The sequence below is a fragment of the Paraburkholderia sp. D1E genome, from assembly GCF_052682275.1.
Genome location: NZ_JBQYMB010000001.1, coordinates 4,596,823 through 4,623,565, shown reverse-complemented (window position 1 = coordinate 4,623,565; position 26,743 = coordinate 4,596,823). Strand labels below are relative to the sequence as shown.

Annotated in this window: 19 protein-coding genes; 6 read left to right on the top strand and 13 right to left on the bottom strand. The window is 61.8% G+C overall.

Going from position 1 to position 26,743, the window contains the following annotated elements:
• Nucleotides 1-4 precede the first annotated feature (4 nt).
• The 4 genes from ACUN0E_RS20670 to ACUN0E_RS20655 form a co-directional block, all read right to left on the bottom strand.
• Nucleotides 5-1,399 (bottom strand): HlyD family type I secretion periplasmic adaptor subunit, encoded by a 1,395-nt coding sequence (locus ACUN0E_RS20670; RefSeq protein ID WP_445567823.1) that lies wholly within the window; start codon nucleotides 1,397-1,399, stop codon nucleotides 5-7.
• Nucleotides 1,396-3,114, bottom strand: a complete 1,719-nt coding sequence (locus tag ACUN0E_RS20665; protein WP_445570492.1) for a type I secretion system permease/ATPase — start codon at nucleotides 3,112-3,114, stop codon at nucleotides 1,396-1,398. Before ACUN0E_RS20665 ends, ACUN0E_RS20670 begins: the two co-directional genes overlap by 4 nt.
• 9 nt (nucleotides 3,115-3,123) lie before the next feature.
• Complete coding sequence (locus ACUN0E_RS20660) at nucleotides 3,124-4,527, bottom strand: TolC family outer membrane protein (protein ID WP_445567822.1); 1,404 nt, start codon at nucleotides 4,525-4,527, stop codon at nucleotides 3,124-3,126.
• A gap of 320 nt (nucleotides 4,528-4,847) precedes the next feature.
• Complete coding sequence (locus ACUN0E_RS20655; RefSeq protein WP_445570491.1) at nucleotides 4,848-6,398, bottom strand: MFS transporter; 1,551 nt, start codon at nucleotides 6,396-6,398, stop codon at nucleotides 4,848-4,850.
• A 264-nt stretch (nucleotides 6,399-6,662) separates the two neighbouring features.
• On the opposite strand from ACUN0E_RS20655, the gene ACUN0E_RS20650 reads away from it, so the two are divergent.
• On the top strand, nucleotides 6,663-7,601 hold the full coding sequence (locus ACUN0E_RS20650; protein WP_408236737.1) for a LysR substrate-binding domain-containing protein: 939 nt from the start codon (nucleotides 6,663-6,665) through the stop codon (nucleotides 7,599-7,601).
• Here ACUN0E_RS20650 and ACUN0E_RS20645 read toward each other — a convergent pair.
• Nucleotides 7,598-9,790 (bottom strand): TonB-dependent siderophore receptor, encoded by a 2,193-nt coding sequence (locus ACUN0E_RS20645; protein ID WP_445567821.1) that lies wholly within the window; start codon nucleotides 9,788-9,790, stop codon nucleotides 7,598-7,600. The genes ACUN0E_RS20650 and ACUN0E_RS20645 overlap by 4 nt on opposite strands.
• Before the next feature lie 409 nt (nucleotides 9,791-10,199).
• Here ACUN0E_RS20645 and ACUN0E_RS20640 point away from each other — a divergent pair, with 409 nt between their 5' ends.
• Nucleotides 10,200-12,428 carry an NADP-dependent isocitrate dehydrogenase gene (locus tag ACUN0E_RS20640; protein ID WP_408519931.1) on the top strand — a complete coding sequence of 743 codons (2,229 nt, stop codon included), beginning with the start codon at nucleotides 10,200-10,202 and terminating at the stop codon, nucleotides 12,426-12,428.
• A 149-nt stretch (nucleotides 12,429-12,577) separates the two neighbouring features.
• On the opposite strand, the gene ACUN0E_RS20635 is transcribed toward ACUN0E_RS20640, so the two are convergent.
• The 5 genes from ACUN0E_RS20635 to ACUN0E_RS20615 form a co-directional block, all read right to left on the bottom strand.
• The gene (locus tag ACUN0E_RS20635; protein ID WP_408236728.1) at nucleotides 12,578-12,805 is read right to left on the bottom strand and encodes a hypothetical protein; all 228 of its coding nucleotides are present in this window, start codon (nucleotides 12,803-12,805) and stop codon (nucleotides 12,578-12,580) included.
• Between the two features lie 409 nt (nucleotides 12,806-13,214).
• Nucleotides 13,215-14,021: an alpha/beta fold hydrolase gene (locus tag ACUN0E_RS20630; protein WP_445567820.1), complete on the bottom strand. Its 807-nt coding sequence runs from the start codon at nucleotides 14,019-14,021 to the stop codon at nucleotides 13,215-13,217.
• Between the two features lie 258 nt (nucleotides 14,022-14,279).
• Nucleotides 14,280-15,650 carry an MFS transporter gene (locus tag ACUN0E_RS20625; RefSeq protein ID WP_445567819.1) on the bottom strand — a complete coding sequence of 457 codons (1,371 nt, stop codon included), beginning with the start codon at nucleotides 15,648-15,650 and terminating at the stop codon, nucleotides 14,280-14,282.
• Nucleotides 15,651-15,808: 158 nt separating this feature from the next.
• Entirely contained in the window at nucleotides 15,809-18,052 is a 2,244-nt protein-coding gene (locus tag ACUN0E_RS20620) for an acetate--CoA ligase family protein (RefSeq protein ID WP_445567818.1), read from the bottom strand.
• Nucleotides 18,053-18,060: 8 nt separating this feature from the next.
• Nucleotides 18,061-19,281 carry an acyl-CoA dehydrogenase family protein gene (locus tag ACUN0E_RS20615; protein WP_408236719.1) on the bottom strand — a complete coding sequence of 407 codons (1,221 nt, stop codon included), beginning with the start codon at nucleotides 19,279-19,281 and terminating at the stop codon, nucleotides 18,061-18,063.
• A 142-nt stretch (nucleotides 19,282-19,423) separates the two neighbouring features.
• Here ACUN0E_RS20615 and ACUN0E_RS20610 point away from each other — a divergent pair, with 142 nt between their 5' ends.
• Entirely contained in the window at nucleotides 19,424-20,275 is an 852-nt protein-coding gene (locus ACUN0E_RS20610; RefSeq protein WP_408338367.1) for an IclR family transcriptional regulator, read from the top strand.
• Nucleotides 20,276-20,351: 76 nt separating this feature from the next.
• Here the strand turns inward: ACUN0E_RS20610 and ACUN0E_RS20605 are convergent, their stop codons facing one another.
• A complete protein-coding gene (locus ACUN0E_RS20605) occupies nucleotides 20,352-21,254 on the bottom strand; it encodes a LysR family transcriptional regulator (protein ID WP_408236713.1) in 903 nt (300 codons plus the stop codon).
• Nucleotides 21,255-21,353: 99 nt separating this feature from the next.
• Between ACUN0E_RS20605 and ACUN0E_RS20600 the strand changes: the two genes are divergently transcribed.
• The 3 genes from ACUN0E_RS20600 to ACUN0E_RS20590 are packed head-to-tail and all read left to right on the top strand — an operon-like array spanning nucleotide 21,354 to nucleotide 24,366.
• On the top strand, nucleotides 21,354-22,658 hold the full coding sequence (locus tag ACUN0E_RS20600) for a CitMHS family transporter (RefSeq protein WP_445567817.1): 1,305 nt from the start codon (nucleotides 21,354-21,356) through the stop codon (nucleotides 22,656-22,658).
• A gap of 33 nt (nucleotides 22,659-22,691) precedes the next feature.
• On the top strand, nucleotides 22,692-24,050 hold the full coding sequence (locus tag ACUN0E_RS20595) for an acyclic terpene utilization AtuA family protein (protein ID WP_445567816.1): 1,359 nt from the start codon (nucleotides 22,692-22,694) through the stop codon (nucleotides 24,048-24,050).
• Nucleotide 24,051: 1 nt separating this feature from the next.
• Nucleotides 24,052-24,366 (top strand): AtuA-related protein, encoded by a 315-nt coding sequence (locus ACUN0E_RS20590; protein WP_445567815.1) that lies wholly within the window; start codon nucleotides 24,052-24,054, stop codon nucleotides 24,364-24,366.
• 119 nt (nucleotides 24,367-24,485) lie between these two features.
• Here ACUN0E_RS20590 and ACUN0E_RS20585 read toward each other — a convergent pair whose 3' ends face one another.
• Nucleotides 24,486-25,196 carry a FadR/GntR family transcriptional regulator gene (locus ACUN0E_RS20585; protein WP_408236701.1) on the bottom strand — a complete coding sequence of 237 codons (711 nt, stop codon included), beginning with the start codon at nucleotides 25,194-25,196 and terminating at the stop codon, nucleotides 24,486-24,488.
• A gap of 172 nt (nucleotides 25,197-25,368) precedes the next feature.
• On the bottom strand, nucleotides 25,369-26,691 hold the full coding sequence (locus ACUN0E_RS20580) for an MFS transporter (RefSeq protein ID WP_445567814.1): 1,323 nt from the start codon (nucleotides 26,689-26,691) through the stop codon (nucleotides 25,369-25,371).
• Between the last annotated feature and the right edge of the window lie 52 nt (nucleotides 26,692-26,743).

Sequence of the window (26,743 nt, the reverse complement as noted above, 5' to 3'; positions counted from 1 at the left end):
TGTCCTAGTCCCGCATGGATTTCTGGATGCCGTCCCAAAGCGGTTCGAACAGGTAATCAAACGCGCTGCGCGAGCGGGTCTTGATGAATACTTCCGCCCGCAATCCCGGCCCGAGTTGAATCGGCTCACGCGCCACGCTGTTCGCGTGTGCAATGACGTCAGCGGGAATCTCGATATGCGCCAGATAGAAAGGCTGCCGCGTCTCCTTCTCGTTCAGCGAATCGGCGGAGAGATACGTCACGGTGCCTTCAAGTACCGGAGAGGTTCGCGGGTTGTACGCGGTCAGCCGGACATCCGCCTTGCTGCCTGGCAGAATCTCGCGCACGTTGTCGGGCTTGATCTTCGCTTCAACAATTAACGGGGTGCCTGACGGCACCAGATCGAGAAGCGGCTCGCGCGGACCGATGGCCGCGCCGATTGTGTGCACCATGAGTCCGACGACCTCGCCATCGACCGGTGCGACGATCCTGGTGCGCGTTTCGATATCCTGTGCCGGGCGTAACTGATCGGTGACCTGCTGGATTTTTGCCGTCGTGTCCTTCAGCTGTGTGTCGGCCGACTTCACATAGTCATTGCGCAGCGCAGTGATCTTCAGATCGAGATCGGTTTGCTTCTGTCGCGCGCGAATCAGTTCCGCCGTATCCGATTGCTGGCGTGACTGATAATCTGCCGCGGCGCGCCGCAACTCCATCATCTTTGTTTCGGTCACGTAGCCTTCGCTGCGCAACTGTTCATTGACCTGAAGCTCCTGCTTCGAAATGCCGAGACTTTCACCGCTGGTGCGTACAAGCGCAGTCTCGGTCGCGATTTCCTGGCGGGTCTGGGCCGCCTGCTCCTGCAACAGACGCAACTGGTCGTCCAGAGTCTGCCGCTCGGAGTCGAACAGCGTTTGCTCTCGCTGCAGCAGTGCGGCAATAGCGGGGTCCGACGACCGGGCGGTCAACTGCACAGGGAACATCACCGAGTTCTTCATGTCACGTTCTGCTTCGAGCCGTGCGGCCTTTGCTTCGTCGTCGGCCAGTTGCGATTGCAGCGCCGAGACTTCGGCATCGGGCCGCACGCTGTCGAGCGTGAGCAGCACCTGTCTGGCCTTGACATGATCGCCGTCTTTCACAAGGATGGCCTTGACGATCCCGCCTTCCTGATGCATTACCGTCTTGCGTTCGCCATCGTCACGCACAACACCCTCTGCGACGACTGCGCCCGACAGCGGCGCGAGAGCGGCCCAGATGCCTAGCGCGCTACACCCAAGGACGAGCACAAGACACCCCGATGCAATCGCCCTGCGCGGCAAACGCAAGCGCTCGACTGTCCGTTGCGGCTCGAATGATCGGCCCGGGTCAGCCAACGCGCTGCGGATGCGTGCGCGCAGGTCCTTTACGACAGGGCGCAGTTTCATGATGCGACGATCTCCCGACGGTGGTCATTGCCCGACGCAGGTCCTGCCGGTCGGGCCTTCGAGCGCGCCCACGCCTCGACCTGCTCGCGCGTGCCGAAGCATTCAATCTGTCCGCTGCGCATCATCATTACGCGGTCGGCGATCGAGAGCACGGTCTGCCGGTGCGTCACTACTACGACGGTTACCCCGTCCCGTTTCAACTGGAGCAGAGCCGTGTTTAACTGACGTTCGCCATCGGCGTCGAGATTGGCGTTTGGCTCATCGAGCAACACGAGACGCGGGTCACCATAGAGTGCACGGGCCAGCGCGATTGCCTGGCGTTGACCACCTGATAGCGTCTCCCCCGAGTCACCGATGTCTGTTTCATAGCCATTCGGCAATTTGAGGATCATCTCGTGCACGCCCGCGCGTTGTGCCGCGAGCACAATCGCCTGGGCATCGTTACTCGCCGGGTTGGGATCGCGCGCAATGTTGCCTGCCACGCTGCCGGAAAAGAGTTCAACATCCTGCGGCACATACCCCAGATATCGTCCCAGCGTATCGCGCGGCCACTGGGTAATGTCAGCGCCGTCAAGGCGGACCGTGCCTGATTGCGGTTCCCACAGGCCCGCCAGAAGCCGCAGAAGCGTCGATTTCCCGGATGCGCTGGCGCCGACAATCACAAGCAGTTGACCGGGACTCAGCGCGAACTGAATGCCCTTAAGCAGAAGACGGCCCCGTTGATCGTTGACGTTGCGACTGCTGAAAGTCAGTGCCTCGACAGTCAGCCGGCCCTCTGGTCGAGGTAACGCGATCGCGCTGCGTCCAGCCGTCCAGCGATACAGTGCATTCAGCCGGTCCCAGCCTTGCCGGACCTCCGTAAGCTGCTTCCAGCTTCCGAGCATCTGCTCGACCGGAGCGAGTGCCTTGCCCAGCAGGATCGTCGTGGCAAGCATGACGCCACCCGTTGCATACTGGTTGATAACGAGCCATGCACCCGCGGCCATCATCAGAACCTGAATGGCCTGACGCAGTGTCTTACCGACATTCCTGTTCAACATTGACGTGTCGGTTACCTGCTCCTGAGCGTCGAGATCCAGGCTCCGCCGGGCTGCCCAGGCGTCAATCACGGTGCCGTTCATGCCAAGTACCGTCACAATCTCCGCGTTGCGCGCAATCTGCGTGGCGATTTGCTCGGTCTTGCGCTGACGTGCCATGTAGGAGCGGACTCCGCCTCTCGTCAACCTGTCGTTGAGCAGCGTCAGGCAGACCAGAATGATTGCGCTCACCACCGCGATCAGACCGAGCGACCAGTGAAAAAGGAACATGAGCACGAGATAAACGACGAGCCAGGGCATATCAAGGAGTGCGGTTACTCCCGCGCCAGAAAGGAACGACCGGAGAGCGGCCACGTCCTGTGACGTAGCGAGATCGGGCCGAGGCGTTCGTCTTGCCAGTGTCTCGACGCGGGCCGCCAGCGCCAGCCGGTCCAGTCGGTCCGCGAGTTGCCGGCCGAGATCCGCCAGCACGCGGTTGCGTACGACATCCACCGCAAACATCATGAACAACGAAATCGCCATGAAGATCATCAGCATGGCTAACGTTTCCAGGCTGCGACTCGGCAAAACACGGTCGTAGACCTGAAGCAGATAGAGCGTGGGGGCCAGTACGAGCAGATTGCTCGCGATGCCAAATAACGTCGCGAATAGCAGATGCCGCCTGATTGCCTGAAACATCGTCATGTTTTATTTCTGGGAGGGCGCGGCCTTCTGGCCATCATGCGGGTCAAGTTGTGCAAGCGTCGCTTCGTCAAGCTGCGCGACGCTTGCCTTGAGGTGGAGGAACTGCATCAGCGTGTCGTATCGCGCCCTGGCAAGATCGCGCCGCGTGCTGAAGAGTTTGTCCTCGGCGTCGAGAACGTCAGCATTGATGCGCACGCCCACACGAAAACCCTTGCGGTCGGACTGCAGGGCCGTCTCGGCGGATCGCTGCGCAGTGCGTAGCGCGGCGATCTGCGCGAGCCCATCGCGCACGCCGAGAAATGCCTGCTGGGCATCAAGCGCGGCCGAGCGGCGCGCGTCCTCGAGATCGCGTTCGGCCTTGTCTCTGAGCGCCAGGGCTTCGCGCTTTTTACTCGACGTTGAAAGGCCGTCGAACAGCGGAATGCTGATCTGGATGCCAATCTCGCCGGATGAAGCCCGGTGGGCGCCGGTATAGAAGTTGGTCTGTCCGTTGATGAACGCGGCATTGCCGTTACTCGCGTTGCCGACTATCGACACGCTTGGCATATAGCCCGCATCCACCTTGCTGACCTCTCGCCTTGCGACCTCAAGTGCAATCTGCTGCTGCCTGACACCCAGCCCGGATGTTTGAGCGACCGATTCCCAGGTATCGGATGAACTGGATGTAAAAGTCGTGAGGCTTGCGTCTGCATCGAGCGGTTCAACCACATCGACGGAATGGCCAACTATCTTTTGCAGCGCGGCGTAGCGCCTCGCAAGTTCCCCCTGCGCCTTGACGAGATCGGCATGCGCGGAATCGGACGCTGCCTGCGCCTCATCCAGGTCGACGACCGTCGCGGCGCCCAGTGCAAAGCTTCGCCTGGTCAGGCCCAACTGTTCATCGATCGAGCGCAGATGCTCCTGCGAAAGCAGAAAGGTATCTTTCGCGGCAAGCGCATCAAAATAGGCCTGGGCCACACGCAGGAGGAGATCCTGCTTCGCGCTGGCGAACGTGAAGCCGGCACCAACGACTGAGAGCCTGCTTTCCTGATAGGCCTGCCAGTCGTCCCACTTGAATAGCGACTGATTGAACGACAGGGTCGCCCCCACCGTGGAATAGGGCGCGGCAGGTTGTCCCGGGACATGGATCGCATTCCTGAAATCGGACTGGGTAAGCCCGAGGTGCGGAAGCAGCGCGGCGCGCGCCTCGGGCTCCTTCTCCAGACCGGCGCGATAGGACGCTTCAGCACTCGCAAGCGTGGCGTCATGCGCCATAGCGTCGTCAGCCAGTTGGGACAGATTTGCAGCGTGGGCAGCTCCGGTCAGAAAAGACAATGCCAGTAGCCCGGAGACAAGCGCAGGTGACCGGAGACGACGAAGGCCGTGGGACTCTGTCGATTGGCGTTCAGTGTGAGGCGAGCGAAGCATCACTGGCATCCAGCCAGATCGTCATGACGGTCTGGCCAGCGCGACTGCACGCATCCGATGCGGTGCATTTTTGCTGCGTGGCACGCAGTTCGTGCTGTAGCAGGGTGACTCTGTCCCATGGTTTTGTCTCTCTTTGGGCATGTCGAGACGACCACCGATCCCCAAAGAAGGGATCGGTGCATTCGTTATGAAGTGAATGCTTAATCGAGTTTTGCAGGGGCAGACCAAAGGGAGAATCAGACAACTCCGAAATCAAATTGCCTGAAAAAGACGTATGCAAATCGCATCAAACGAAGGTGCGTGAACTACCGAATTGACGTTTAGCCAGGGTCGGCGGGAAGGGAGGGGGCTGGCGTGGCCGCTCTGACTTGCCTCGGGTTTCTCGACGTGCTTCCGGAAATCAAAAAGCTGAGCGCGGCCAGCACCCATACACCGATGCCGCCGTATAGCATTACCCAGCCAAAGCCTTCTATCAGTGCAGCGTGAACGGCGGTTCCAGTGGGATCGATCTGCGCCAACGCAGGAATTCCCGCTCTGATGGCTTCAACATCTCCCGCGGCAATTTTCTCGGCCAATCGTGCGAGCAGGCGGGTGTCGATCGTCGTTGGCAGTCTTGCCTTCAGATGAAACAGAATGCCGGCAATTAATATCGCGCCCATCAACGCAATATTGATCGCAAGCGTAATCATCCGTGCACTCATGTCGATGCCGGAGGCCATGCCCGCGCGCTCGGCGGGAACCGCGCCGGTCGTCGTATTGGTGACGGGTGTGTTGGTCAAGCCCAGACCGGCGCCGGCGAGTACGCAGCCTGGCAGCATGGCCAGCACGCCCGGATGCGCGGCGCTACTGCCGTATCGCATCAGGATGAAGCCGAGGCCGATCGTAAAGAGCCCAACAGGGATGGCGATTCCGGATCCATAACGTAACGCGAGCCGTTCCCCAAGCGGTGGAAAGAGCAGCGTCGGCAGCGTGTACGCAAGCAGCGCCAATCCCGCGCTCACGCTGTCGTAGCCAAGACCGATCTGGAAATAGATCGGCAGGTAAATCATGAACGGCCAGAAGCTGAAATTCATGCCCGCGGAACCCATCAGCGCGCCAGAAAACTGCGGAATCCTGAAGACCGAAAAGTCGAACATGGGGCGGGCGCTGCGTTGCTCCGCCCAAAGAAAGGCTGCGAAGGCCACCAGCGTCGCCACGACGATGAAGATCGCGCGCGGGCTCGTAAAGCCCATGTCCGAGCCCTGCGTGATGAAGTACACGAGGCCGAATACCGCCAGTGAGAGCGTGACGATGCCGGCAATATCGAGCGTATGCGCGTGGGGATCACGCGACTCCTGCACGCCGCCGAACACGAACATCAAGGTGGCGGCGGCGAGCAGCGCGTGCACCCAGAAAACCCATTGCCAACCCGACAACGCAACGATCATCCCGCCGATGATCGGCCCAAAGCCTAGCCCAATGCCCAGGATGATGCCCCACGCGCTGAACGCGCGGGCGCGCTCCGGTCCCTCGTTGAACTGGTGCGAAAGGACCGCCACCTGGCATATCAACATCACGCCGCCACTCGCACCTTGCAACAGACGCGCGACGATCAGCGTCGGTACGCTCTGCGCGAATCCGCAAATCAACGACGTGATGCCGAACAACGCAATCCCGATGACAAATATCCGTCTGCGGCCGTATCGGTCCGCAAGCGTGCCGGTCGCCATCAGCACGGTCGTTACTGCGAGCGTGTAGGCGTTCATGATCCATTGCATGCCCTTGAAGTCGCCATGCAGCAGCCGTTCGAGTGTGGGCAGGATCACCGGCACGCTGGAGATCTCGAGGCCGAACATCAAGGAAGACAGGCAAACGGCGGCCAGCGCCAGCATGTTCTTTGGAATTGGGAAGGGGCGGCCCGCCTGAGCCACCGGCCTCTTACGCGAAGTCGATTGGCGTTCTGCTGCAGCGGCCGCCTGGGGTTGCCTGTCGCGCCCTGGCGGAGCGATCCGATACCTGGACATAGAAATTCACCTCAATAGTCGGTGGGCTTAGCCACCATGGACTGTGTAATATAGAGGGAATTTAGGTCCCGATTGACGCGTGTTGATCCCGGAAATGCGTCCTGTGGGGAACCAATTAGATGAGGTGAGGTGATGAGCGACATCCTGGATGGTGTGACGACGTTCGTGCGCGTCGTGGAGGCGGGTAGTTTTGCGTTGGCCGCGGAACGCTTGAGCCTGACGCGCTCGGCGGTCGGCAAAGTGATTGTCCGGCTCGAAAAGCGTCTTGGTGTGCGCTTACTCACGCGCACGACGCGCAGCCAAAGTCTCACGGAAGACGGGCAAGCCTATTACGACCGCTGCGTGCGCGCGCTCGCCGAACTCGAAGCCGCGGAAGCCGATCTGGATTCAGGGCGGCGCGAACCCAAAGGGCGTTTGCGGGTGAGCGTGCCGCAGGCCTTTGGTCATCATTGTGTGGCGCCGGTGCTGCTCCGGCTCGCGCGCAGGCATCCGCAATTGAGGATCGATATTTCGATTAGCGATCGTTTCGTGGACATGGTGGAAGAAGGTTTCGACCTCGTTGTGCGGATCGGTCCGCTGGTCGACAGCGTCAGCCTCGCGGCGCGAAAGCTCGGTATGCAGTATGCGAGTATTGGCGCCGCTCCTTCCTATCTGGCGCGGCATGGCACGCCGGGCAACGTGGATGAATTGCGTGGGCACGTCGTGATTGCTTACCTGAGGGCCGGGGCCGCTGACCCATGGGATGTGCTCGACGTCAATGGACAAATCCGTCGCGCGGATGTTCGGCCGCAGCTTGCTTTCGACGACATGCAGGGAATTGTCGATGCCGCTATTGCGGGGTTCGGCCTTTCCTGGCTGCCGAGCTGGCTGCTGGCTCGCTATGCGGAAACGGGCGAACTGGTGACGGTGATGGAGAACTGCTTCCGGCCTTCTCAGGAGATTCACGTGGTGTGGCCGAAGAGTCGATATCTACCCTTGAAAACGCGCTGCGCGATCGACGCGCTGGTTGCGGAGATTCCCGCTATGCTGGGTGCGCCTGCGGCAGGCGCACCCATTGTGCGTCGTGACTAGAATTGCAACGTGGCGCTTGCCACGGCGGTCCGCGTCGGCGAAGGCGCCACGTAATAGCCCCATGCCGTGGTCCAGTAACGGCGGTTGAACAGATTGTTGATCCCCGCCCGGAACGTCACATCTTTCCCGGCAATCTTGGTCTCGTAGCGGCCGCTCAAATCGTAAGTGACATAAGCCGGCACGAACTGCGTATTAGCCGCGTCGACCGCCTGGTTGCCGACGTACTTCCCACCAAACGCCAGCGTCAGCGGACGCAGGTACGACGGGTTGTATTCGATACGACCGGTCACGGTAAACCGTGGTGCGCCATACACGCGCTTGCCCTCGACGCTGGCATCGTCCACATCGACTGCCTTCGTGTCGAGCCACATCACGCCACCCATCACGCGCCATTCGTTCGTCAGCGCAAGCCAGCCGCTTGCATCGACGCCGGTATAGCGCTTCGTGCCGTCCTGCACGAAGATGTTGGCCGAGTTCGTATAGTTGTAGCCCTGATCGACACGGAACAGCGCGAGATTGGCGCCCCACTTGCTGTGGTCCGTCTTGAAGCCGATTTCGTACTGCTTGCTCTTCAGCGGGCCGAACGTGGCCGGGTAGTTGAGGTTGGTGTTCGATGCCGCGCCACCCTGTTCCAACGATTCGACATAGCTCGCGTACACCGTGGAGTACGGATCGGTCTTGAACATCAGCGCAAAGGTCGGCGTGACCGGATCCGCATTGTATTGCGACGAGACGGCGCCGCTCGGGTCGTACACGTGCTCGCGGTATTGCGTGTAGCGCACGCCGATCAGGGCGGACAGGCGTGACGTGAACTGCACCGTATCGCTCGCGTACACGGCGGCCTGCGTGGTGCGCTGCTGACGGTACAGCTCCGAGCCGATGCTGACTTCATCGTTGGTCAACAGCGTGCTGTTGTACAGATTGCCGTTGCCAAGGAAGTAGCCGTCGTTCCAGCCTGTGCTGTTGCTGTACTCGCTGGTTTGCGTCTCGAAGCCCGCGCCGAGTACGACGTCGTGCTTGATGCTGCCGGTGTTGAATTTGCCCTGCACCATCGCGTCGACGTTCTGATAGAAGTAACGCGTCATCGCCGCATAGAGCGTGTTCGAGTAATTGCCCGCGTCGTCGTTGACATACAGGAAGCTGTCCGAATTAGTGCGGTTTTCCTTGGCAAAGCGGTATTTCACGCTCGCATGCCAGTTTTCGGAGAGGCGGTAATCGAGGCCCGTGCCGAACGAGGCCATCTCGGTCTGGTAGTAATTCTGCGGCTGCGTCAGCGCATGGGTGACGGTGCTTGCGTCGGGAATGCCGAGGCCGGAGCCGAACATCAGGCCGAATAGCGTGCCGTTGGTTTTGCGCTTCTGATAGAAAGCGTCGGCGCTAAAGGTCAGGTCCGGCGTAATGCGGAAGTCGAATGCAAGCGAGGCCACCTGGCGGCGCACGTGACCGTGATCTTCCGCCGTGTTGCCGTCTTCATTGACGAGGTTCAGGCGGTAGCCGAAACGATTGTCGTTGCCGAAACGGCCACCCAGATCGACCGCTTCGCTGAACACGCCGGCCGATTTGTAGCCGATCGAAATGCTGCGGTACGGATCGTCGGTCGGGCGTTTCAGCACGTAGTTGACGATACCGCCCGGCGAGCCGAAGCCATACATGAAGCCGGACAGGCCCTTGAGCAATTCGACCTGCTCGAACGGTTCGAGCGAGAGATCCGTGTCCCACGACGGGAACGTCTGGCCATCCACCTTGATGCTGTTCAGCGTGTCGATCGGCATGCCGCGCACGGTGAACATGGAGTTTTCGCTGATCCCGTTTTCGCTGATGGTCGACACCGCCGGGTCGTACTTGAACAGATCGTTGGCGGTTGCCGCCATCAGGTTCTGCGCCTCGTCGCTCGTCACCACGTGCGTCGAGAATGGCGTGTCCACCTGCTTGCGCGAACCCAGCGCGCCGGCGCTGACCGTGTCGGCCTGTGCCACGGCGGTGTCTTTCGTTGCCGAGACACTCACGGCCGGCAGCGTGGCGGCAGCGTCACTTGCCGGCACCGCCTGCGCCCAGCCCGATGACGACAGCGTAGACAACGATAAACCGACGCTGACGAGAAGCCCCGCACTGAGTAGCGACGGAGTACGGCGTTGGCCGCGCATAAACGTTGGCCGCGCTGAGCGGCTGGCGACAAATAGATTCTGCATGTTGTTTGAATTGGGCAGGGTGGCGCCGCCGCGCACCAAAGATGTGCGAAACGGCAGCATGCGAGCGAGTGGTGGTTAAACGGATGGTTCAAACTGCGATTCCATACGAATGGTAATGCATCTGATTCGCATTAACAATCTATTTCGCGTGGTAAGTCATCTATAAGACATCTGTCTTAAGACATAGGGTAATAGGCTGTAAGCCTTGAGTGGCGGGGATCGGCCCCTTTTGGGGCGGTGCGGCGATATGTTTGTTTAGCAGCAGCTACTGGAAAACGCGCATATACTCACGGTCGGGCCGTAAAAAGTAGTGCCGTGGGTCGCGCTGCGTTTTTGCTGCTTCGTCGCAACTCGCGGGCTCAGCGCCACGAACGCTCTGTCTAACACTTCATCTAGCAAAGCATCAAACATGTCCACTCCGCCGAAGATCATCTACACCCTGACCGACGAAGCGCCTGCTCTGGCGACTTACTCGCTGCTGCCGATCGTCAAGGCGTTCACGCGCTCGTCCGACGTGATCGTTGAAACGCGCGATATCTCGCTTGCTGGCCGGATCATCGCTGCATTTCCGGACTACCTGACCGCGGAACAGAAGGGTTCCGACGATCTGGCGGAACTGGGTGGACTCACCACGCGTCCGGAAGCGAACATCGTCAAGCTGCCGAACATCAGCGCTTCGGTGCCGCAACTGAAGGCCGCGATTACCGAGCTGCGCGATCAGGGCTTCAAGCTGCCGCCGTATCCGGACGTAGCGAATACGGAGGCCGAAAAAGACGTCAAGGCTCGCTACGACAAGATCAAGGGCAGCGCCGTGAACCCGGTTCTGCGCGAAGGCAATTCGGATCGCCGCGCGCCGTTGTCGGTCAAGAACTACGCACGCAAGCACCCGCACAAGATGGGCGCCTGGAGCGCGGACTCGAAGTCGCACGTGGCGCACATGAGCAGCGGCGATTTCTACGGCAGCGAAAAATCGGCGCTGATCGCAGCCGCCGGCGCCGTGAAGATCGAACTGATCGCCGCCGACGGCTCGACGAAGGTCCTGAAAGAAAAGACGGCCGTGCAAGCGGGCGAGATCATCGACGCTTCGGTGCTGAGCAAGAACGCGCTGCGCAGTTTCATCGAAGCGGAAATTGCCGATGCGAAGAGCAAGGGCGTGCTGTTCTCGGTGCACCTGAAGGCGACCATGATGAAGGTGTCGGATCCGATCATCTTCGGTCACGTGGTGTCGGTGTTCTACAAAGACGTGCTGACCAAGCATGCCGACGCGCTGGCGCAAGCCGGCTTCAACCCGAACAACGGTATCGGCGATCTGTACGCGCGTCTGAAGGATTTGCCGGAGCAAACGCGTGAAGCGATTGAAGCCGACATCAAGGCGCAGTACGAGCAACGCCCGCAACTGGCCATGGTCAACTCGGACAAGGGCATCACCAGCCTGCACGTGCCGAGCGACGTGATCGTCGACGCTTCCATGCCGGCCATGATTCGCGAGTCGGGCAAGATGTGGGGCGCGGACGGCGCACTGCACGACGCCAAGGCTGTGATCCCGGACCGTTGTTACGCCGGCGTCTACCAGGCTGTGATCGAAGACTGCAAGAAGAACGGCGCTTTCGACCCGGTCACGATGGGTACGGTGCCGAACGTTGGTCTGATGGCGCAGGCCGCCGAAGAATACGGTTCACACGACAAGACGTTCCAGATTTCCGCGAACGGCGTGGTCCGCGTGACCGACGCAACCGGTACGGTGCTGATCGAGCAGGCGGTTGAAGCCGGCGACATCTGGCGTATGTGCCAGACCAAAGATGCGCCGGTCCAGGATTGGGTCAAGCTCGCGGTGAACCGCGCTCGCGCCACTGGCACGCCGGCTATTTTCTGGCTGGACGCGGCTCGCGCGCACGACGCCCAGATCATCAGAAAGGTCGAGCAATACCTGAAGGACCACGACACCAGCGGTCTGGATATCCGTGTCATGACCCCGGTTGAAGCGACGAAGTTCTCGATCGAGCGCATCCGCGCCGGCAAGGACACGATCTCGGTCACCGGCAACGTGCTGCGCGACTACCTGACCGACCTGTTCCCGATCATGGAACTGGGCACCAGCGCGAAGATGCTGTCGATCGTCCCGCTGATGGCCGGTGGCGGCATGTTCGAAACCGGCGCGGGCGGTTCGGCGCCGAAGCACGTTCAGCAACTGGTCGAAGAAGGTTTCCTGCGTTGGGATTCGCTGGGCGAATTCCTGGCGTTGGCGGCTTCGCTCGAACACCTGAGCGGCGCGTATCACAACCCGAAGGCGCAGATTCTGGCCAAAACGCTGGATCAGGCAACGGGCAAGTTCCTCGACAACGACAAGTCGCCGGCGCGCAAGATTGGCGGTATCGACAACCGCGGCAGCCACTTCTACCTGGCCATGTACTGGGCCGAAGCACTGGCCGCGCAAACCGAAGACTCCGCATTGCAGGCGCAGTTTGCCGGCGTGGCGAAGGCGATGGCCGACAACGAAGCGAAGATCATCGAAGAACTGGGTGCAGCGCAAGGCAAGCCGGTGGATATCGGCGGTTACTACCGTCCGGATGTCGAACTGACGAGCAAGGCCATGCGCCCGAGCGCGACGCTGAACAAGATCGTCGACGCGATTGCCTGATGGTCTGAATGCGGTGCTGAATAAGGCTCTGACGCTGTTGCCTAACGCATTCAGATAGGCAAAAAAGTCAGCGGTCAGCAAGACGATGGCGCTCCTCAGGAGCGCCATCGTCATTTCTACGCATACGTGAGCGGCGGTCATGCCTGCGCTCACACGTGAACGATTTCCCAATCGCAGAGCTTTTCAGGAATCTCGAGCGTCGAGGTGTCCACCTCCGTCAGCTGCGGGCAGCTCAGGCCGCGTGCGACTTCATCGGCAGCCTGTTGCGGGCTGGAAAATTCACCGAGCGTTTCGTTGCCGTAGGTTGCCTCCCAACCATCCTGGCCCGGCAAAATGTAGAACGCTCCCTGGGTCGATCCAAAGCGAAAGCCTTTCATTTTTAGTCTCCCAATTGCCAATTAAAAACCGCGATGCCGTGACCTGCTTCATGTGCGGGCGGGGGACTTACTGCGACTGCGTCTTCGTCCCGTCTTTCGCTGCACCCTTTTCGCTGCGTCCTATGAAGCGGCGGCTCTTGTAAAAGAGTCTACGTCAGCGGGTCATGGCGCAAGGGCCTGTTAGACGGTTCATTCGATCAAAAAATATCGTTTAAAAATAAAGACTTGCATTCTGCGTTTTACGATGTGCAACGTGGGGCGACATTGCGAAATGGCGAATTTGTGCCACGCACCACGATTTTTTACGAAGCAAGGGTTCATGCCACATCGTGAAATTTCGGCGTTGTGGCCAAATAGTGGGGCAGCATGCATTCGCGGCGGAGCGAAACGTCAGGCGCGATCGCTCCGTTCAGGGAAGAACACGCTTCAGAAAAGCGAGCATCACGCGGTTGAATTGCGCCGGCCGTTGCAGTGGGGCGAAGTGGCTCACGCCAGGCAGGAGAGTCAACGCCGCGCCGGGGATGCTGCGGGCGAGATATTCGGCGTGCTCCGGTTTGATGAACTCGTCGTGTTCGCTTTGGACGATCGCAACCGGCACGCGAATCCCGGCCAGATCGTGCGCAGAATAGTTGGGCTGGGTTCTCATCATTTCGCTGACCGCGCCGACAAATGCGTCGAAGTCGGCGGGCGTCGCGGAGAGTTGCGCATAGTCTTTGGCATGCCGCCCAAAGCAGCGATCGATGATCGGCGTCGGCACGAATTCTTTCGTCCCGCCTGGATCCATGTTGCAGCCGAAGAAAAACACGCCTGCGACACGTTCCGGGGCCAGGCGGCTCAGCACCAGGGCGACGCAGGCGCCGTCGCTCCAGCCCACCATCGCCGCCCGGTCGAGCTGTAGCGTGTCTATCACGGCCAGAATGTCGGAGGCCATCAGCTCATACATATAGGGGCGTGCATCGCGGGTGCTGCGGCCATGGCCGCGGCTGTCGACCACCACCACGTGATGCCCCGAAGCGACCAGCGCCGGGACCTGATAGCCCCAGTTGCCGCTGTGTCCCAGGCCGCCATGCAGCAGGATCACCGGTGCGCCGCTCCCATATGACGCGTACCAGATTCGCGCGCCTTCGTGCTCCACGTAGCCATGGTCGTTCGAGACCGGCAATGGGGCCGCGCCGTGCGCTTCGAAATGGGTGAGGTCGTCGTCGTGGAATTCCATAAACGGTTCCTTCCTGGTGAGCTCAGCAACTCAAGGATCGCCTAGGTTGCCAGCGCCGCCACCAGAAAATCAACCAGGTTACGGATTTTCGTGCCCGGACCGTGGTTGGGCAGCGTCAACGTATGCCGCGTCGTGGTAAGCGGAGTTCCGTCCGGCAGCACGCGAACCCGTGTGCCTGCGTTGCGCGTGCCGCAGAATCTCGGTCAGTAAGGCGATACCGAGGCTGGAAGCGTGGTTCGGCGCCGGTGCCTCCCCTCATCAATAATTGGTGTGCCCGAGCCCGTGTTGCGCGGCCGTATTCGACACGCTTCTGCCCGGCGCCGGAAATACCACCAGCATCAACACGACCCCGGCCAGCAGCACGACCGCCAATCCAATCAGCCCATATTGCGCACTGCCGGTCTGCGTCTTGACCCAGCCGACGAACGCCGGACTCACGAAACCGCCGGTGCCGCCGAGGCTCGTGATCATCGCGATGCCGCCCGCCGCCGACGAGCGCGGCAGGAAGGTTTGCGGAATCGTCCAGAACACCACAAAGGAGCCGTACGACGCAGCCGCCGCCAGCGCCAGCAAACCCACGCCGAGCGCGACGTTATGCCCGGCGGCCGGCAGCAGCGCGAACGCCAGCGCGGTGACGCAAGCGCTTGCCGTGACGTGCCAGCGCCGCTCCATGGTCCGGTCGGAACTGGCGCCCACCACATAGGTGCCGAGCGCAGCCGCAATGAAGACGAGCGCGGACAGCAGCCCTATGTCCAGCACGTTGGCGACGCCCATGTCGCGGATGATGGTCGGCGCCCAGAAGCCGATCGCGTTGAACGGCATCATCACCGCGAAATAGACGAGCGCCGCGAAATACACGCGTGGGTTCGCGAGCGCGCCGCGCAGCCCGTCGACATGACCGGTTTGCTTGGTCTTTTCATCGGCGGCGAGTTCACGCGACACCAGCGCTTTCTCGCGCGCGTCGAGCCAGTTCACGTCTTCCGGCTTGTCGCCGAGCATGAGGAACGCGACGATCCCGAGCGTCACGGCCGGCACGCCTTCGAGAAGGAACAGCCACTGCCAGCCTGGCAAGCCGCCGACGCCCGCCAGCCGCGTCATGATGAACCCGGACATCGGGCCGCCGATGATCCCCGCCACGGCGGTCGCCATCATCAGAAATGCGGTGACGCGAGCGCGCCGCGCGCCCGGAAACCAGCAGCTCAGATAGAAGATGATGCCGGGGAAGAAGCCCGCTTCGGTCACGCCGAGCAGGAAGCGCATCGCGTAGAACTGTGTCGGCGTGCGCACGAACATCATCAGACTCGACACCAGCCCCCACGCGAACATGATGCGCAGCAGTGTGCGGCGCGCGCCGACACGCTGCATCCACAGATTGCTCGGGACTTCGAACAACACGTAGCCGATGAAGAAAAGCCCTGCGCCCAAGCCATATGTCGACTCCGAGAAGCCGAGGTCGTGCATGAACTGCAGCTTGGCGAAGCTGATGTTGACGCGGTCGATATAGCTGATCACGTAGCAGAGAAACAGCAACGGAATCAGCTGGAAAAAGATCTTGCGGTAAGTGCGTTCGACTTCGACGGGCGTAAGGTCGTCGGTGCTCGATGTGCCTGAATGCGAATAGCCGTGCATGATGGTCTCGCGAAGAATGCCAACTGCGGTGAACGTCGCTGTGTCTGTTGCGATGCGTGTTGCCACGCGTCGTGCGGTTTTAGCGCGATGTATAGAGCGCTGTATGCAGTGCGGAAAATCAGCGGCGTCCGGTCTCAAAGCGGCCTGGCACCGCCTTACTATCCGTCCACGACAGCCGGAGCGCAATGCTCGCTTTCGTGCAAGTCGCTGGCGGCAGCGGCATTGGCAACATCCGCGGCGCCGGCCGCGCGCGGCATGCAGCGTGCCAACGCGTCGCCGGCCCGCACGCCCTTGCCTGCGGGCAGCACAAAAAGCGGATTGATATCCAGTTCCTTCAGGCTCGTCTGCTGGTCGAGCGCCATCGCGGAGAGCGCGACAATCGTTTCGACGAGCGCCTCGATATCGCCAGGCGGTTTGCCGCGCGCACCGTCGAGCATCGCGAAGGCGCGCAGTTCGCGGATCATCGCGTGGGCGTCGGCGTGCGTGACCGGGGCGAGCCGGAATGTCACGTCCTTCAGCACTTCGGCGTAGATCCCGCCGAGACCGCACATCACAGCGGGTCCGAACGACGCATCGTTCTCGATGCCGACGATCATCTCGATCGCATCGCGGATCTCTTCCTGCACCAGCACGCCTTCGATTCGCGCGTGAGGCACATGGCGGCGCGCGTTCGCGGCGATTTCGTCGAAAGCGTCGGCGAGTGTCGCTTCATCGCGGATGCCGACCCGCACTGCGCCGGCTTCCGTCTTGTGCGGAATGTCGGGCGATTGCACTTTGATCACGAGCGGAAAGCCGATTGATCGCGCGATGGCGCATGCATCATCGCGGTTATGCGCGAGTTCGCTCCTCGGCGTCTCGATGCCGTAATTGCGTAGCAACGCCTGCGATGCGTGTTCGGTCAGGTCGCCCCGGCTACCGGCCAGCAACGCGTGAGCTTGCTCGACATCGTATTGCGGCGGTGCGAGCGGTTCATTGCTGCATGCCGCTGCACGCGTCCGCCGCGCCTGCGCATAGTCCGACAACGCCGCGAACGCGCGTCCGCAACGCACGGGTGTTGCATACAGCGGCACGCCATGCGTCTCGATCATCTCGTACGCTTCGCGCGCCATATCGCGGCGCGCGTTCCAGGCGAGCATCATCGGCTTGGTCGTGCTCCCGTAGACGCGCACGATCGCCTCGGCCATTGTGCGCGCCACTTCTCCACTCGCTGCGGCGGCCATGATCGCGATGGCGTCGATGTTCGGATCGTCGGCAATGATCTGCAATGCGTCGGCAAAAATCTTCGGCTCGGCGAGGATGCCCGCGGTGAGATCGATCGGATTGTTCAGCGAGGCGAACGCGGGCACGACCGGTTTGAGCCGTTCCAACGTGGTGGCCGACAACGCGGGCACCGACATGCCACGTTCAGCACAGGCATCGGTGATCAGAATGCCGGCGCCGCCCGAGAGCGTGACGACCGCGATCCGGTTGCCGCGCGGCAGGCGTTTGGCTTCGAACGCCTTGGCGTAGTCGCCGAGGTCCGCGACATCGGTGACTTCGATCACGCCGGTCTGGCGGAAAGCCGTGCGATAGAGCGCGGATGCGCCGCCCAGATTCGCTGTGTGCGACGCGGCTGCCTTGGCGCCGTCGGCAGTATTGCCGACCTTCCATGCGAGCAGCGGCTTGCCGGCGTCGAGCGCGCGGTTGGCGACGTCGAGGAGACGCCGCGCATCCTTCAAGCCTTCGATATACGCGGCGATCAGCGACGTTTGCGGGTCCGCGATGCATGCATCGACAAGATCGAGCAGGCTGACGTCAGCCTCATTGCCGGTGGTGATGAAATGCCGCAGGCCGATGCCGAGTTCGTCGGCCATCAGCAATAGCGCGCAACCGAAACCTCCGCTTTGCGAAATCAACGACAGGCCGCCGCGCCGGTAATCGACGCCGAACGGTGCGCCGAATCCGGCGTAGACGCCGGCGCCCGTGCTGACGAATCCCTGGCAGTTCGGGCCTATTACACGGATGCCGAACGCCTTGGCGATGTCTGCGCATTCGCGCTGCAATGCGGCGCCGGCTTCGCCCGCTTCCGCAAAGCCGGAGCTGTAGATGATCGCAAAGCCGATGCCTTTTTCGCCGCATTGGCGCAGCATGTCCGGAACGCGACGCGCCGCAACGAGGATCAGCGCGAGATCGGGCGTAGCGGGCAACGCGGCGATGCTGGCATGGCATGCCACGCCGGCAATCTCCGCATATTTCGGATTCACCGGATACAGCGCGCCCTGGTAAGCGTGCTGGATGAGAAAGCGCATCGGCTGGCCGCTGATCGATTTCGGATCGTTCGAGGCGCCGATGATCGCGATCGAGCGCGGATCGACGAGCCGGTCGATGTCGAGCGTGTTTGCGGTGTGCGTGGTTGGGTTCATGACGGTGTTCATGCTGCACGCGCAGCGGCGGCTTGCACGCTGTCCTTCTTGCTGTCCTTCTGTTCCGCCAGATCGCGTTCAGCCGCGCGCCGCAGCGTGATCTTCGCGATGTTCAACTGATGAATCTGCGTGGTGCCTTCATAGATGCGAAACGCGCGCACGTCGCGATAAAACCTCTCGACCGCATTGCCCGCGAGATAGCCGCGTCCGCCGAGCATCTGAACCGCGCGGTCCGCGACGCGACCACACATCTCCGAGGCGAACATCTTGCACATCGACGCCTCCAGCGCCACGTCCTCGCCCGCATCGCGTTTGCGGGCAGTTTCGAGAATCATCGAGCGCGCGGCGAAAATTTCGGTCTGGCATTCGGCGATCAGCGCCTGCACGAGCTGGAATTCGGCGACGGGCTTGCCGAACTGCTCGCGCTTCGACGTGTACGCAACGGCTTCTTCAAGCATCCGCATGGCGGGGCCCGTGCACAGCGCGGCCAGGTGAATGCGCTGCTTGTTCAATACCTTCATCGCGGTACGGAAGCCTTGGCCTTCGACACCACCGATCAGATTCGCCGCAGGCACGCGGCAAGCGTTGAACACCACGTCGCCAACCGGCGAGCCCGCCTGGCCCATCTTGTCGTAAGGCGCGCTGGTGGAGAGGCCCGGCATGCCGCGTTCGACGAGAAATGCGGAAATGCCACCGGCGCCGGGCGTGGCAGGATCGGTGCGGGCCATCACCGTGAACAGGTCCGCGATCGGCGCGTTGGTGATGAAGCACTTGCTGCCGTCGAGAATGTAGTGATCGCCCTCGCGCCGCGCGGTGGTGCGCAACGCGGTGGCGTCCGAGCCGGCGTCCGCTTCGGTCAGCGCGAAAGCGCCAGTTAGTTCGCCCGAGGCGAGACGCGGCAGATAGTGCTGCTTCTGCGCGTCGGTACCGTCGGCGACGAGCGCTTCCGAACCGATGCCGGTATTGGTACCGACCCGTGCGCGGAATGCCACCGAGGCTTGCGATAGTTCGAACGCGCCGCGCACGAGTTGCTCTGTCGAAAGTCCAGCGCCGCCGAAATCGCGCGGAATGCTCCAGCCGAAATAGCCGAGTTCGCGCATGCGTTCGACGAGATCCGCCGGCACGGCATCCGCCTTCTCGATCTCGTTTTCGCGCGGCATCGCTTCTTCACGAACGAAACGCGCGACGTCCGCGAGCATTGAGTCGAAATGCGAGGGGTTCATGGTCATGCCTGTCTCCGTCATGTGAGTCGATTTATGGCTTTACTATCGAAGATTTACAGGCTGACGGCGTGATTTGTTCGACTCTGCAGAACAGAGTTTGGATATGCTGAACAGGGCGCGCAAAATAGGCTATCTGGAGGAGACGATCATGGCAGCCAGCAACAAGCTTTCCAAAGCGGCAGCGCTGACAAGCGACTATCTGGATTCGAAGGCCCGCTATGTGCCCGACGAATTCGACGGCGACCGGCAATTCGCCACGACTTTGGCGCGCGGCCTCGACATCCTGCATTGCTTCACGCCACGCGAATCGCAACTCGGCAACGCGGAACTGGCGGCGCGCACCGGCATGACCAAGGCCACCATCTCGCGCTTCACCTACACGCTCACGCGCCTCGGCTACCTGCGCGTCAATCGTATGAACAACAAGTTCCAGCTCGGCTCGGCCGTGCTGTCGTTGAGCTATCCGTTGCTCGCGAGCTTGAGTGTGCGGCAGATCGCGCGGCCTTCGATGAAGGACCTGGCGGATCAGATTCGCGGCTCGGTCTCGCTCGGCATGCGTGACCGGCTCAATGTCGTGTATCTGGAAAGCAGCCGCAGCACGACACCTTTGGGCTTGCCGGCGGATATCGGCCTGAGCTATCCGATCGTGCGCACCGCGATGGGCCGGGCGCTGCTCGCCGCGCTGCCGGCCGAGCGCCGCGAGGCGCTTTGCAATGAGATTGCGGTCAAGGCGCCGAACGAATGGAATACGTTTCGCGAGCGGGTGATGAGCGGCATCGATTACTTCTACGAACGCGGATTCTGCGTCTCGTACGGAGACTTGCGACAGGAAGTGCACGCCGTCGCCGTGCCGATGAAACCGTCGAGCGACGGCGAGATTCTGGTGTTCAACTGCGGGGTGCCTTCCTATCTGCTGAAGGAGAATCAGTTGGAGGGGGATATCGGGCCGCGGCTGGTTTCGATGGTGCGCAGTGTTGAAGGGGCGATGGGGATTTATTAGGCCCTTTGGAGATATTCCTCTCCTGCGCGGTGAATATCCGCACCCCCGCCGATATCCACCGCGCAGCGCGATGTACTTACTCCGACGCTGAGTCGCCGAGCTTGTCGATCAATACCGCAACGAAGGTTTCCGTGACGGGCGGCAGGGTCCTGCCGCGTTTCTTGATGAGGGCAATCGGGCGGGTGAACGCGGGATCGTCGACAGGGCGGACCACCAGTTCAGGTTCCGCTCGAACCTCGCGAGCCGACGCGGGCAGGATAGTCACGCCGAGCCCGGCGCGTGCCATAGCGACGGCGCTCATCATGTAGGTCGGCTCACAGGCGATCTCCGGCACACAGCGAGCGTTTGCAAAGGCGCTATCGACCACCGCCCGTACGCTCGTGCCTGGGGCGGTCAACACGAGCGGCACGGCAGCGAGGTCGGCCAGCGTGATGCGCCGCCGCCGTGCCAGCGCATGACGCTTCGGAAAAACCGCTACCAGCCGGTCGATGCCCGCGTGCAGTACCTCGAAGCCGGCATCATCCAGTTCGCCGCCGGTCAGCCCGATATCGACCTCTTCGTTGCGCACCAGCGTGTTGACCATGCTGGCGACCACGTCGCGCACGTGGAAGCTCACGCGCGGCACGGCCTTCTTCATCTCCTGCACGAGTTCGGGCAAGACGCTGGCCGCGAAAGTCGGCAGGCACGCGATCCGTACTGTGCCGCTGGTACCCTCGCCGAGCGCGCGCGCGTCGATCAGCACGTGTTCCATGTCGTGCAGCGACTTCTGCAGCAGCGGTAACAGTTCGCGGCCGGTCGGCGTGAGCGCGACATTGCGGCTGTTGCGATCGAAGAGCCGCATGCCCACGGTTTCCTCGAGGCGGCGAATCTGCACCGTCAAGGCCGGTTGGGACAGGTGCAGTCGTGTCGCCGCACGCGTGAAGCTGCCCGTTTGCGCGACGGCGATAAACGCGCGAATGTCCCGAAGGTTCAGATCCATAATGGTTTGTAATTGCTGTGATCAAATCATTTCAATTGATTTATTGCCGGCTCGAACTTACGCTGGATCGCAGTAAAAAACAACATTGGAGACAAGCACATGCTGCCATTGCTGGGGCTGGCCACCATCGTCGTGCTGCTCGGCGCGATCCTGTCGAAACGGATGTCGCCACTGGTGGCGCTCATCATCGTGCCGATCGCGGCGTCGCTCATCGGCGGCTTCGGCTTTCAAACAAGCAAGTTTGTGATCGACGGGCTCAAGAGCCTCGCGCCCGTGGTCGGAATGTTCGTGTTCGCGATTCTCTACTTCGGCACCATCACCGACGCCGGCACGCTCGATCCGATCATCGACCGTATCCTGCGGGCCGTCGGCACACGGCCCACGCGCATTGTGATGGGCACCACGCTGCTCGCATTGCTGATTCACCTGGACGGCTCCGGCGCGGTCTGCTTTCTCGTCACGATTCCCGCGATGCTGCCGCTCTACGATCGCCTGAAGATGGATCGGCGGGTGTTGGCCGCGGCCGTTTCGATGGCGGCCGGCATCAACTTTCTGCCATGGACAGGGCCGATGATCCGCGCGTCGGCGTCGCTGCATCTGCCGATTTCGGCATTGTTCAATCCGCTGATCCCGGTGCAGGCAATCGGCCTCGTGTTTGTCTTCGGTATGGCATTCTGGCTTGGGCGGCGCGAGGAAAAGCGGCTTGGCCTCACGGGTGCGAGCGGTTCGGTGCCGATGCCGAAGCGCGAACTGACGCCCGAGGAGCAAGCCTTGCGCCGGCCGAAAAACTTCTGGTTCAACATCGTATTGACGCTGCTCGTACTCGGCACGATGGTCGTGATGGGCGAGAAGATTCCACCGGCCATCATGTTCATGGTGGGGCTGTGCATCGCGTTGATGGTGAACTATCCGAACGTGGACATGCAGCGCAAGCGTATTGACGCTCACGCGCGCGCCGCGTTGATGATGGCCGGCATTCTGCTCGCGGCCGGCGTGTTCACTGGCGTGATGCAAGGCAGCGGCATGCTGAAAGCGATGGCGCAGGCAGCCGTGGGCTTCGTGCCGCCCGCGATGGCAAGCCACATTCCCGTCGCGCTCGGCTTGATGTCGATGCCGCTGAGCATGCTGTTCGACCCGGACTCGTTTTACTTTGGCGTGCTGCCGGTGATTGCCGAGGTGGCCGGCCAGTTCGGCGTACCTGCCGTGCATGTCGGCCAGGCCGCGCTGCTCGGCCAGATGACGACTGGTTTTCCGGTCAGCCCGTTGACGCCCGCGACATTTCTCGTGGTCGGCCTGTGCGGTATCGATCTCGCCGATCATCAGAAATTCACGTTCCCTCTGCTGTTCGGCGCGTCGATCGTGATGACGATTGCCTGTGTCGTGCTAGGGATCTTCTCGTTGTGAGCTTGACTGTTTCACTGAATGGATACGACCAGCATGATGACCACTCAAGCTAGACGCCAGGTGCGAATCGGCGTGGGCGCGGGATATTCCGGCGACCGCATCGAACCCGCGGTCGAACTGGCGGAATACGGCGCGCTCGATTACCTCGTGTTCGAATGCCTCGCCGAACGCACCATTGCGATTGCGCAGCAGGCGCGCAGCAAAGACCCTGAGCTCGGCTACGATCCGCTGCTCGAAACGCGCATGAAGGCCGTGTTGCCCGCTGCGATACGCAACGGCGTGCGGATCATTTCGAACATGGGCGCGGCGAATCCGCTCGCGGCGGCGCGCAAGACCGCGGAGATCGCGCGCGCGCTCGGTCTCGGCGATGTGAAGATTGCCGCGGTCATCGGGGACGATGTGCTCGACGTCGTGCGTCAGGGCAATTTCCGCTTCGAGGAGTCCGGTGAAAGCGTCGCTTCGTACAAGGATCGCCTCGTGTCCGCGAATGCGTATCTCGGCGCGTCGGCGATTGTCGATGCGCTTGCCGCCGGTGCGCAGATCGTGTTGACCGGACGTGTCGCCGATCCGTCGTTGTTCGTGGCGCCGCTGATCCACGAATTCGGCTGGCAGATGGACGATTGGCAGGCGCTCGGGCAGGCGACGGTGATCGGCCACCTGCTCGAATGCGCCGGACAAATCACGGGCGGTTATTTTGCCGATCCGGGTTTCAAGGATGTCCCCAATCTGGCGAGGCTAGGCTTTCCCATCGCCGAAGTGGCGCTCGACGGCTCCGTGGTCATCACCAAGCTCGCGCAATCCGGCGGACAGGTGACCGAGGCGACTTGCAAGGAGCAACTGCTGTATGAGATTCACGACCCGCAGCGCTATCTGCAACCGGACGTGGTCGCCGATTTCACCCAGGTGCGCGTCAGGCGGGAAGCGCCGGATCGCGTTCATGTGAGCGGTGGACGTGGCACACCGCGTACGGATACCCTGAAGGTGTCCGTCGCGTACTTCGACGGCTATATCGGCGAAGGGCAGATCTCGTACGGCGGTCCCGGCGCGCTGGCGCGTGCCCGGCTGGCACTCGATATCGTGCGGGAACGGCTTGCGCTGACCGGCGTGGAAACGCGCGAATTGCGCTTCGATCTGATCGGCGTGAACGCGTTGCATGGCGAAGCGGTGGCTGCCGGTTACGCCGAGCCTTATGAGGTGCGAGCGCGGGTGGCAGGGCGCACCACATCGCAGGCGCAAGCGGTGCAGATCGGCAATGAGGTGGAGACGCTTTACACCAATGGTCCGGCGGGCGGTGGCGGCGTCACGAAGTTATCGCGCGAAGTCGTCGCGGTGCAATCGGTCCTGTTGCCGCGCGAGCATGTGAAGCCCGCTTTCTCACTGGTGGAGGCCTGATATGAAACTACGTGAGGTTGCTCATTCGCGTACCGGCGACAAGGGCAATACGCTGAACATCTCCGTGATCTGTTACGACGCGAAGCACTATGGGCATCTGCGAGCGGTGTTGACACCGGAGCGGGTCAAGGCGCATCTGGGCGATGTCGTTCAAGGTGACGTGGTGCGTTATGAACTGCCTGGCATTGCCGCGTTCAACTTCGTACTCGGTCATGCGCTCGGCGGAGGCGTGACGCGCTCGCTTGCGCTCGACGCGCACGGCAAATCCTTGAGTTCGGCGTTGATGGGGCTGGATGTCGAGGCCCCTACGCCGTAGATTCGTTTCGAGCCGGTCTGGCAATCCATCCCCGCGCGCGATCGCCGCGCAGCATCTGGTCGGGTTGCCGGACCCGGCCATGAGTCGTGACCGTTTCGCGTATGCGTTAGCGCTAACCGTTAACCGCTCGCCTTGCTCAACTCATGCGCGCGGCGAAGTCTTTCGCGGCTGTTGCTCAGATGCATCCGCATGGCGGCGCGTGCATCGTCCGCGTCCTGACGTTCGATCGCCCGATAAATCATCTGGTGCTCGCTAAGCACGTTGCGCAGGTGCTCGATATGGTCGAGCTCCGCGATCTCAGCGGTGCCGAGGCGCGTGCGCGGGCTCACCGCGCGGCCGAGTTGACTGAGTACATCGAAGAAATAGCGATTGCCACTTGCGCGCGCGATCTGCAGATGAAACTCGATGTCGTGCGCCAGCGTGTCAGTACTTCCCCGCTCGAGTTCGGACTCGAAACGCTCCAGCGCGGCACGAATCTGCCTGAGATTCTGCTCGGTCCGTCGCGCTGCGGCGAGCGCGGCTGAGGCCGCCTCGACGTCGATACGGAATTCGATAATGGCCATGACGTCCAGCATGCTGGACAGGTCGGCGGCGGGCAGTTGCATGGACTGCTCCGTGGCCGGCTCCAGAACGAACGTGCCGATGCCGTGGCGCGTCTCGACCACCTTGGCCGCCTGCAGGCGCGAGATCGCTTCGCGAACCACGGAGCGGCTCACCGAGAGCTGCTTCATCATCGCGACTTCTGTCGGGATGCGATCTCCCGGCCTCAGGGCGCCGCGTCGGATTTCATCGGAAAGGGTGGCCACCACCTTCTCAGTTAGGCTGCTCATTGCTGTGGCTTAGTGACTAATCGGCTGGAAATACAAGCTGTGTGCGAGAGACGTCATTTCACGTCTCGATACGGCCATCATAGCGCCAGTCAGAATCAGGCGCGGTGGCCGCGCCGAAATTCCCTCAAAGGATGGCACAGGACGCCGCTTGAAAGCAGCGGCTCGCCTGCGATCACTTGTTGACGAGGCGTGCCGGTGTCATCAGCGCCAACAGTCCGCCGAGCACCATGAACCCCGCCAGCAGAAACATCCCTGCCGACGTGCTATGCGTGCGTACGGTGAGATAGCCGAACAACGAAGGCGAGAAGAGTCCCGCCAGATTGCCGAGCGAGCTGATCATCGCGATGCCCGCCGCAGCCGCTCCGCCGCTCAGCAGGGCGGTCGGCTGAGCCCACAGCAGCGGTGCAACGGCGAACACGCACATCGACGCCGCGGTCATCGTCACGATCGTCATGGTCAGGTCGTTGCTCCACACCGTGCTGAGCGCCAGTAGCGCGGCGCCAGCAAACGCCGGTAAAGCGAGGTGCCAGCGGCGCTCGCGCCGTTTGTCCGAGCTCATCGAGAGGGCAATCATGGCGACCGCCGCGAACGCGTACGGAATCGCGCTCAGCAGGCCGACGTTCAGCGCGCTGCCATGGCCTGCACGCTGCAGGATGGTCGGCAGCCAGAAACTGATACCCATGTTGCCGGTGGCGAACGCGAACAGCATCAGGCTCATCAGCCAGATGCGTCCGCTCGTGAAGACGCTGCGCGTGTTCGACGTCGGCTTCTGGGCATCCTCTTTGGCGATATTGGCGGCGATGATGCTTTTCTGTTCGTCGGAGAGCCAGCGTGCGTCCGCCACCCGGTCAGGCAGCAGAAACCAGATGACGATACCGATAACCACCGCCGGCAGCGCCTCGAGGAAGAACAGCCATTGCCAGCCGTGCAGGCCCGATACGCCGGTGAACCGCTGCATGATCCAGCCTGACAGCGGGCCGCCGACCAGCCCGGAGATGGGCAGCGCCGCCATGAACATCGCGACGATCCTGCCGCGTCGATGGGCCGGGTACCAGTAGGTCAGATACAGGATGATGCCCGGAAAGAGGCCGCACTCGGCCATCCCGAGAAGCAGCCGCAGGGCGTAGAACGAGGCCTGCGTGCGCACGAACAGCATGCACATCGACACCAGTCCCCATGAGACAGCGATGCGGGCGATCCAGCGGCGCGCGCCGACCCGATGCATGATCAGATTGCTGGGGACTTCGAAGATCGCATAGGCCAGGTAGAAGATTCCTGCGCCGAAACCGTAGACCGCGTCGCTGAATCCGAGATCGGACGCCATCTGCAACTTGGCGAGACCCACGTTGATCCGGTCGAGATAAGCAATGCAGAACGCGGTGAGCAGCACGGGCATCAGCCTGCGGGTGACCAGTGAATACAGTGAATCTTCTTCGGCCGTCGCAGTCCCCGCCGTTTGTGGTTCGGCGGCGGGCGCCGTCGCCAGTGTTTTCATGGATTGCCTCCTGGGCAGAATTCAAGTCATCAGACGTCTTAGTGCATTTTTG